The 6,005-nt window shown below is 46.7% G+C and carries 7 protein-coding genes and 1 tRNA gene; 5 read left to right on the top strand and 3 right to left on the bottom strand.

The annotated features are described in order from the left end of the window. Positions 1-350: 350 nt before the first annotated feature. Both CES81_RS12855 and CES81_RS12850 read right to left on the bottom strand, forming a co-directional pair. Positions 351-425: transfer RNA gene (locus CES81_RS12855), tRNA-His, on the bottom strand. A 57-nt stretch (positions 426-482) separates the two neighbouring features. Continuing rightward, positions 483-752: an AbrB/MazE/SpoVT family DNA-binding domain-containing protein gene (locus CES81_RS12850; RefSeq protein WP_089088981.1), complete on the bottom strand. Its 270-nt coding sequence runs from the start codon at positions 750-752 to the stop codon at positions 483-485. 253 nt (positions 753-1,005) lie between these two features. On the opposite strand from CES81_RS12850, the gene CES81_RS12845 reads away from it, so the two are divergent. From CES81_RS12845 to guaD, 3 genes are all read left to right on the top strand, one after another. Then, positions 1,006-2,028 (top strand): LacI family DNA-binding transcriptional regulator, encoded by a 1,023-nt coding sequence (locus CES81_RS12845; RefSeq protein WP_089122105.1) that lies wholly within the window; start codon positions 1,006-1,008, stop codon positions 2,026-2,028. Between the two features lie 270 nt (positions 2,029-2,298). Then, positions 2,299-2,475, top strand: coding sequence for a hypothetical protein (locus tag CES81_RS13630; protein WP_179211665.1), 177 nt, complete (start codon positions 2,299-2,301; stop codon positions 2,473-2,475). Positions 2,476-2,635: 160 nt separating this feature from the next. Next, positions 2,636-3,973 (top strand): guanine deaminase, encoded by a 1,338-nt coding sequence (guaD, locus tag CES81_RS12840; RefSeq protein ID WP_089122104.1) that lies wholly within the window; start codon positions 2,636-2,638, stop codon positions 3,971-3,973. A gap of 348 nt (positions 3,974-4,321) precedes the next feature. Here the strand turns inward: guaD and CES81_RS12835 are convergent, their stop codons facing one another. Further along, complete coding sequence (locus tag CES81_RS12835; RefSeq protein WP_089122103.1) at positions 4,322-4,588, bottom strand: type II toxin-antitoxin system HicB family antitoxin; 267 nt, start codon at positions 4,586-4,588, stop codon at positions 4,322-4,324. A gap of 176 nt (positions 4,589-4,764) precedes the next feature. Between CES81_RS12835 and CES81_RS12830 the strand changes: the two genes are divergently transcribed. Together CES81_RS12830 and CES81_RS12825 are read left to right on the top strand one after the other, a co-directional pair. Then, positions 4,765-4,971 (top strand): DUF1659 domain-containing protein, encoded by a 207-nt coding sequence (locus CES81_RS12830; protein WP_089088977.1) that lies wholly within the window; start codon positions 4,765-4,767, stop codon positions 4,969-4,971. A gap of 25 nt (positions 4,972-4,996) precedes the next feature. Then, on the top strand, positions 4,997-5,230 hold the full coding sequence (locus CES81_RS12825; RefSeq protein ID WP_089122102.1) for a DUF2922 domain-containing protein: 234 nt from the start codon (positions 4,997-4,999) through the stop codon (positions 5,228-5,230). The last annotated feature ends 775 nt before the right edge of the window (positions 5,231-6,005 follow it).

Genomic DNA, 6,005 nt, shown 5'->3' with positions numbered 1-6,005 from the left:
AGTTGCCTAGAAGAATAAAACTATTTAGTTCCAACTTTTTGGGTACACGTCACCCGGAACTTGGGAACGACGCTCTTTTAGGTCGCCTCCGGCCGCTGGCGGGTGCCTTGCTGTGGGGACCGGTGAAAGCCTGAGAAGCGGTCTTTCACCTCGCATCCAAGCCACGCACGAACCGCGTGTCTCGGATGTCGTCCCGTGCTGTAAGGGCTGCGCCCTAACAGCACCTTCACAGCAGACGCACCCGCCAGCGGCCTTCGGCTACGTGAGTGTTTGAAAGATGATTAACCGGTTGATATAAATGAGCGCAAAAAAAGTCGTATGATCTTTTGATCATACGACTTTTTACTTAGGGCGGTATGTGGGGTTCGAACCCACGCGTGCCGGAACCACGATCCGGTGTGTTAACCAAGCTTCACCAATACCGCCATCACAACAATAAACATCATAACATACATTTGGTGAAGTTGAAAAGTTAATTTTGATTATTTCGGAGAAGCATCATTGTTTTTATCACTATCGTCATCGTGAATCATTTGCAGGGCCCGCTGATATTCGCTGACGGACTGTGAAAATGGTTCCCAAAATTGCGGGGTGACAGCGCCAGCTTTACGAAGCTCAACGCCCATCGCCGTTGGCACGAGATCGATGTCATCGCCCTCACTGAGTTTGAGTTCTTTGACAAACTCCTCGGGTATTTTTAAATACAGTTCGCCAGTTTCGTTACGTTGAATTTTACCTGATTGAGCTTCCATGATGCCAGCTCCTTTCTATACAGTAGATTTTAGCTTCATTATACGGCAAAATACGAGTGGTGAGTACAGTTGGGTGAAATTGTTTGGGCGGATACTGTGAAAATAGAAGGTGTCGTGCTTGTCCTGCCATTCCAAAGGGGCGCTGTTTGTGCAGAACCGTTATTTTCGGTGCGGGAAACTTTCTTCTGATAACAATTACTGTATACTGGAATAAGCAGGCTAAGAATCAAAAAATGTAACAGAAGGTGTAATTTTGACGACAATTAAGGATATCGCTAAATTAGCAAAGGTATCGCCCGCAACGGTTTCCAACGCGCTGAACCCTAATTTAGCACGTGTAGTGGCCCCCAAAACGCGGAGACGAATCAAAGCCATTGCCGCTGATCTGGGCTATCAGCCGGTTCATCACCAAGCAAAACAGCCGGCTCGATCTGATTGCGTTTTGATTACCACACCACCTTTAGAAGACGAAATTGAAGATCAATACTGGCACCACATTCGCATGGGGATTTACGAGGGAGCTAGCCAGCAAAACGTGAACATTCAAAACGTATTTCGCATTCAGGGCGGCATTTATCCGAAAATGGTCGCTGATTATGATGGCGTCATTATTTTAGGCTCACTGACAGAAAGCGCGATTAGACAGCTAAAAGGCTATAATTCAAATATTGTGGTCATCGATGACGTTAATACGAGCTGTTCATTTGTTGATACGATCGGGACTGATCTATATAGCTTGACCCTTGAGGCGTTAAAATTGATTCAGAAACAAGCCAACGGCCCAATTGCCTTTATTGGCGGTAAGCGGCTGGAATATCATCTTGATGGGTCAGCCGAGGCGACAACTGATGATCTGCGGACAAAAGCCTACCGGGATTGGCTGGCCGTAAATGACCAGCCGGCCATCCTGAAGCTGACGTCGTGGGACACTGAGGCGGGGTTGTCAGCCATTAATGAGCTGCTGGATGAAACGGCTTTGCCGATCGGCGGCATCGTGGTTGCTTCAGATCCGATCGCCATCGGTGTTGTCAAAGGATTACTAGAGAAACGGATTACACCGGGTAAAGATCTGCCATTAATTAGTTTTGACAATATTGGGGTGGCTTCCTACCTGACGCCAGCTATTACTAGTTTTTCACTGCCGAAAGAAGTATTAGGTATTACTGCAATCAATCAGGTTTGTGACTTAATCGCTAATAAGCGGCAGTGGGTAGCTCGCACCACGATTCCGGGTTATTTAGGCACTGGTGAGACGTACCCGATTCAAGTTTCTTAGTTTAAAACAGAACGTGGGGCAATCAGTTATGATTTAAATGATTGGTTGTCTTTTCATTTGCAATTAAAACTGTGAAAGCAGGTGACATTCGAACAGGGTCCGTAAAAATCAGTTAATTTCACCTCAGATAGCGTTGCTGATTGACCGATTTTCTCATTGCACTCTGCTTGCTTTCACATTCGGATGTGTTACACTACCCATATCCTGAAAGTGAACGAGTACGATATCGTGTTGTGAAACTTCCTTGATTTTGAAAAGGGGGCAATGGTCGTGGCTAAACGCTACGTAATTACCAAGCCAGACGAGCACATTGTACACCGGACGGATAACCTACAAACGGTTACCCAAATTACCAAACGTCCTAAATGGGTCGTGGAACAGTATGTAAATAGTGACAAACTGCTTGATGGCTGGAAAATAGTCGATCAGAATCAAGCTGCAAGTTAACGGGAAACGACCGTCAGCATCATTTGCTGACGGCCGTTTTTTGTTTGAATTGAGCGCTGCGAGTGGTTATAATGAAAAAATAAGTGAGTTTAACGAATAATTTAGTTCAAAGAAATGCGATAGTTCGTCATTAGCTAACTAATCCTAAGTGAGGTGGAACATGCATTCATTTTCAAAAGTAATCGAAGGTGCAAGTTTCTCGCCGGTTTCGCAAACCGACATTCGTTATCAGCCGCTGCAGCTGATCTGTTTAGACAGCAGCGGGTACATTGCCCGGGTGATCGAACGCACTGAAGCTGACTATGTAACGGTTAAACAAGCTGCTCAGGCACATGATACCCTGACGACGTTGCGACCTGGTCAATACGTCTTACCGGGTTTCATTGACCTGCACATTCACGCGCCACAGTGGCCCAACGCGGGGCTGGCGTTAGACCGGCCGCTAAACGAGTGGCTGGATACTTACACCTTTCCCTTAGAGGCGAAGTATCAAGACGTTGATTTTGCGAAAACGGTCTACAATAACTTAGTCCAAGAGCTGCTGGCTAACGGTACGACCACCGCGCTGTACTTTGGTACGATTCACAACGCTGCTAATTTAGCATTAGCGAAAGCCTGCATTAAGTACGGTCAGCGCGGGTTCATCGGTAAAGTGGCGATGGATAATCCGGAACAGACGCCTGATTATTACCAGGACGCTTCAGCCCAAGTCGCCGTGGATCAAACCGAGCAGTTCATCCAGCAGTTAAATGATTTGAATCAAACCACTGATGTAAAGCAAACGCCCGTGATCACGCCGCGGTTCGTTCCTAGCTGTACCCCGGCCAGTCTTCAGGGGTTAGGGGACTTAGCGCGGAAATACGATCTACCGGTTCAGTCGCACTGCAGCGAAAGTGACTGGGAGAACGGGTACGCGCTGGAACACTATCATATGCGTGACGCCGATGTTTTGGATCAGTACGGTTTGCTGACGGATAAGGCGGTGATGGCCCATGGCACCCAGCTGAACGAGCACGACTATGAGCTGTTTGCTCACCAGCAGGTAGCCATCGCGCACTGTCCGATTTCTAACGTCTACTTTGGCAATGCGGTGCTGCCGGTTAAACGGGTGTTAGCTCACCACATCAAGACCGGTTTAGGAACCGACATTTCCGGTGGCTATTCGCCAAGCCTCTACCAAAATATCCGTCAGGCGGTCATGTCCTCACGGCGGCTCCAAGACGGGGTGGATAATCAGCTATCAGCAGGCCAGCGCGGTGTTGCTGACAGTGCCATTAGTGTTAAGACCGCCTTTTACCTCGCTACTTTAGGCGGCGCGGAGAGCTTGCACCTGCAGACGGGGAAGATTGCGCCGGGTTATTTGGCGGATCTGCAGGTAGTGTCGTTGCAGAATGATTTTCAGACGGACACCGCTGATAATGTTTTTGAGAAGCTGATGTATCAGACGACAAAAAATGAGATTGCGCAGGTTTATGTGCGGGGGAAACGGGTTAAATAATAGGGAGAGTTTTTTTGGTTTGATAGGTAAAAGCACCTCGTAATGATTAGTGAAAACTAACCGTTACGGGGTGCTTTTGTTTTTTCCTTTTACATTGCTGAAACGTGTTCGGCGAAGCAGAGACTTGCACGTAAGCAGCTTATGGCACAAATCCAAGTTCGGGATTTCCACCATAAGCTGCTTACGCTCCAGTCTCTAACCGCTTCGCCTCACACTCTATTCCGAAACGTGCTCAAACAAGCAGAGACTTGCATGTAAGCCACTTATGACAGAACCCACGTCAAAGTACGACACGCCTTCCGCCATAAGTCGCTTACACTCCAGTCTCTAAGCGCTTGTTTTCACACTCTATTTTTTATACTCATCCAAATCCAACACAATAAAACTAACCGTCTGTCCCGCCGTTCTTTTAAGCTCACCTGGTGTGCTTGGGACCGGCAATTCGCCGTTTAATTTTGCCAACTTGTTGCCGACTGCTTCCGCCGCCTTTTGCGCCGCTTCATCGTTTGTTGCGCCCATTACCTTTACGCCGGGCACGTCCGGAACCGTGGCCTGAACACGGTTAATCATTACTGTTGGGTCGAAGATTGCTGGATATACAAGCCGTTGAGCCATTAGAAAGCCTCCTGAATTTAAGTCACAATTTGAATCAACCCCTCTATTCTACCGGAGATTGAGGCCGATTTCAAAATTTTCGCCATTTGGGGGTGACACTTTTGCCGGCTGATTTGTTTGTATAAGTGTAGGGCGTTGGCCAACACTTACAAAACTAACTTACTGGAGAGATCGATATGAATACTTCTTGGAACAAAACTAACCTGACTTTGATCATGCTGGATGCTGACGACAACAAGGTTCGGCTTTCATACAATAACGTGGTTGAAAAGCCTTCTGACGACCAAATCAAAGCCTTTGCCGCTGTGGTTGAAAAATTAACCGATTTAACCTTCTTCAGCGCTTCACTGACGACTACCGACAACAAGACCCAAGTGGCCTAACGACTTATCCAAAGGAGATCAGAACATGACAAACACAGAAAAAGCAGTCTTGCAGTTACGTTTTAAAGGCACCGACGACAAAGTACACACCTTTAGTTTTCCAAAGGCGGTTGCTGGTTTAACGACTGAAACAATTGCTGAGGCAATGAACACGATCGGCACGCTGAACCTCTTTGACCGGAAGGGTGTCACCCTCTACGTCACAGCCATCAGCGGCGCCTACGTTAAAACAATCACCCAGGCACTCTACACGGCCTAACCGGTACCGCCCCCAATTTATTCTCTAATAAATGAACGGTCAGGGGGCGTTATTGATGAAGAAACACATGATGATCGCAACGCTGGTCTTTTTTGCGGCGCTGCAACTGAAGAATACCGAACTGATCATGGTTGCACTGAGCATCTGGTCGCTTCGCTAACACTGGGCTGTCCGACTAAATGTCGCTTATTGACATGAGTTGGGCAGTCTTTGATTGTTTACATGGTTCGTGCAAAAAAGTTAACGGTAAAATTAATTTCACAAAACTAGGTGACTTTAATAGCTTTAATTGAATTTTCAGTCTACAATGAAAGAGGTTTTAACGATGAGTCGTTAGGCCATCATTAACATGATCTGAAATGTTTTACCCATAAAGAACTTTTCAGACTGAATCCAAATCCCCAACAATATATACATCAAGCACTGGGCGCAGGATCAAAAGCAGACGATGCCAATACGGATGGCGATAGACAGTGCCAGTGTTATGGGTATTTCCAACTCTGGGAATATAGGCAACGTGTCTTGCCCGTGGTGAAAGCCGAGTATGCTGTATGGGACAAATTGCGTGGACATCAAAACGATGACACACTTTTGATTGTGCGAGCTTCAGACCATCTTTGGTGGCGCTCAAGCTGTTACCCAACTAAGAGACCTTTTCTCTTATATCATTTAAGTGACGTGTACCCCCAAAGTTGGAAACAACTTTGGGGGTATTTCTATGACTAAAATTTCCTGGGATACTAAAATTATAGCTATTAAAGCATATTTAACAGGG

Source organism: Secundilactobacillus pentosiphilus (assembly GCF_002217985.1).
Taxonomy (GTDB): domain Bacteria; phylum Bacillota; class Bacilli; order Lactobacillales; family Lactobacillaceae; genus Secundilactobacillus; species Secundilactobacillus pentosiphilus.
The sequence above is the reverse complement of the archived record's forward strand: the minus strand, read 5'-3'. Positions and strand labels throughout refer to the sequence as shown.